At 71.7% G+C, this 2335-nt stretch carries 2 protein-coding genes; one reads left to right on the forward strand and one right to left on the reverse strand.

The window, feature by feature from the left end:
• Positions 1–234 precede the first annotated feature (234 nt).
• Complete coding sequence (locus ACFWPJ_RS30670) at positions 235–1077, reverse strand: DoxX family protein (protein WP_378856681.1); 843 nt, start codon at positions 1075–1077, stop codon at positions 235–237.
• Positions 1078–1168: 91 nt separating this feature from the next.
• On the opposite strand from ACFWPJ_RS30670, the gene ACFWPJ_RS30675 reads away from it, so the two are divergent.
• Positions 1169–2293: a PQQ-dependent sugar dehydrogenase gene (locus tag ACFWPJ_RS30675; protein WP_378856683.1), complete on the forward strand. Its 1125-nt coding sequence runs from the start codon at positions 1169–1171 to the stop codon at positions 2291–2293.
• Positions 2294–2335: the final 42 nt, after the last annotated feature.

The raw sequence follows: 2335 nt of genomic DNA on the forward strand, positions 1-2335 counted from the left end.
AGCGTCGGGTTGGTGGCCGAGGCGGGGGGGGGGGGGGGGGCCGCCGCCCCCCCCCCCCCCCGCGCTTGTTGTCGAGTCGGCCCGTACCCGAGGAGTTACCCATGTCCTCGCGAGAGCAGGCGTCCGTTCTCACCGGTGAAACCAGGTCCGGCCCCATCGCAGCCACCACACCACCGTCGGCCGCATCACCAACTCCCCGTGCCCCTCAACCCGGCCAGAAACCCGGGAGGCGGATCAGAACGGGCCGATCCCCTTCAAAGGGTTGCCGCCGTGGAGGAACCAGAAGGTGGCGATCGCGGCGGCGACGGCGAGCAGGACCACGGTGCCCGAGCCCCAGGCGGGGCGGGTGGCCCAGCCGCGGGCGCGGTCGAGAGACCAGCGGCCGGGACCGGTGAGGATGATCGCGAGGGACGCGCCGACCAGGATGGAGTCGAGCTCGACGCCGGTGGGGGTCGAGGCGTTGTACTGGAAGCCGGGGACCAGGCCCTGCTTGAACATCCACGCGTTCAGGATCGTGGCGAGCACGGCGCCCGCGGCGAGCGGGGTGGCCAGGCCGAGGACGAGCAGGATGCCACCGCCCAGTTCACCGGCGATCACCAGGGCCGTCGCCAGCGCGGGGTAGTCCCAGCCACCGCTTTCCATCATGGTCTTGGTGCCGTCGAGGCCGGGGCCGTGGAACCAGCCGGTCAGCTTCTGCAGGCCGTGGTAGATGAAGGTGTAGCCGACGACCAGGCGCAGCACGAACAGGCCGAGGTCGAGGGTGCCGCGGCGGGGTTCCCGGTTGCGGCGCTGCAGGCGCACGGCGCCCGCCGAGGCCGCGGCCGCGGGCGGGATCGAGGCGTAGCCGTAGCCGGCGTCGCCACCGCCTTCCGTCTGCGCCGCGCTCGCGGTGGGCACCTCGGGGTCGAGCCCGAGGTCGTCGTCGGTGCGCGGAATATCCTTGTGCAGATCCGGTTTCGGCATCTGTGTCGTCGGCGAATCGTAGGGGCTGGTCACCGGGCGACCCGCCGACGACGCGGCCGGTCCGGTCTGCGACGACCCGTCGGCCTGCGGTGTGTCATTCGACTTCTCGCTCACGGGTGTCACCTTATGACGCGCTGTCGTGGTACGCCGCTCTTCCTCGCATCAGGCGTGTCAGCCCCGCTCGACTGCCGGTAACGTCTCTGGCATGAGTTCGGTATTCGCGGGCCGCGTGGCAGTCGGGTTGGCGCTGGGCACCGTCTTGGTCGCCGGGTGCGCCCGGTTCGACGAGTCGGCGTCGAGCCCGTTCACCACCGAGCCGTCGCTGGGCGGGTCCAACGCGGAGCCGAAGAAACCGCAGGACTCGCCGTCGCAGGTGCCGCGGCCGACCGGTCCGTGCATCGACCCCGATCCGAACGTCATCGCCACCTGCCTGGACTCGGCGGCCGGGCTGATCCCGGTCGGCGACGGCGCGCTGGTGGCCGAGCGGCGCACCGGCCGCATCCTGCAGGTGACCCCGGTCGACGCGAGCACGCCGCAGGAGACGCCGGTGGAGGTCGCCAGCGTGGCGGTCGACGGTTCCGGTGACGGCGGCATCTCCGACATCGTGCTGTCCCCCACGTTCGGCGAGGACGGGCTGATGTACGCCTACATCACCACCGGCAGCGACAACCGGGTGGTCCGGCTGTCCAAGAACGGCGGCGCGCCCAAGGAGATCCTCACCGGAATCCCCAAGGGCGCCACCGGGAATCGCGGCGCCATCGAATGGGCGACGCCGACCCAGCTGCTGGTACTCACCGGCGATGCCGGAAACCCCGGCGCGGCGGCCGATCCCGGTTCGCTCGGTGGCAAGGTGCTGCGCCTGGAGTCACCGTCGTCGGGCACCAACATTCCGCAGGTCGTCGCCTCGGGCATCGGTTCGGCCGGTGACCTGTGCCGCGACGGCAAGAACGGCATGTGGGTCACCGACCGCACCGCCGCCGAGGACCGGCTCCAGCACCTGGGCGCCGACGGCACGCTGACCGTCTCCTGGACCTGGCCTGATCGTCCGGGCGTCGGCGGCTGCACCGCCACCGGTGACGGCGTCGCCGTGGCTCTCGGCGAGGGCAAGGCGCTGGCCGCGGTCGGCGCCGACCCCAACACCTTCGCCGTCACCACCGCGCCCACCCTGATCGCCCAGGACAAATACGGCAAGCTCCTGGGCGCCTCGGCCAGCGCCGACGGCAGCGTGTGGGTGACCACGACCAACAAGACCGACGGCCAACCGGGCGAATTCGACGACCGCGTCGTGCGCATCCCGCCACCCCAAGGCGGCGCGGGCGGTCCCGACTAGGAGTAGTGGTCTCGCACGTACATGGGTAACTCACCGGGTACG

It is taken from the genome of Nocardia sp. NPDC058497, from assembly GCF_042720195.1.
In the GTDB taxonomy this organism is placed as follows: domain Bacteria; phylum Actinomycetota; class Actinomycetes; order Mycobacteriales; family Mycobacteriaceae; genus Nocardia.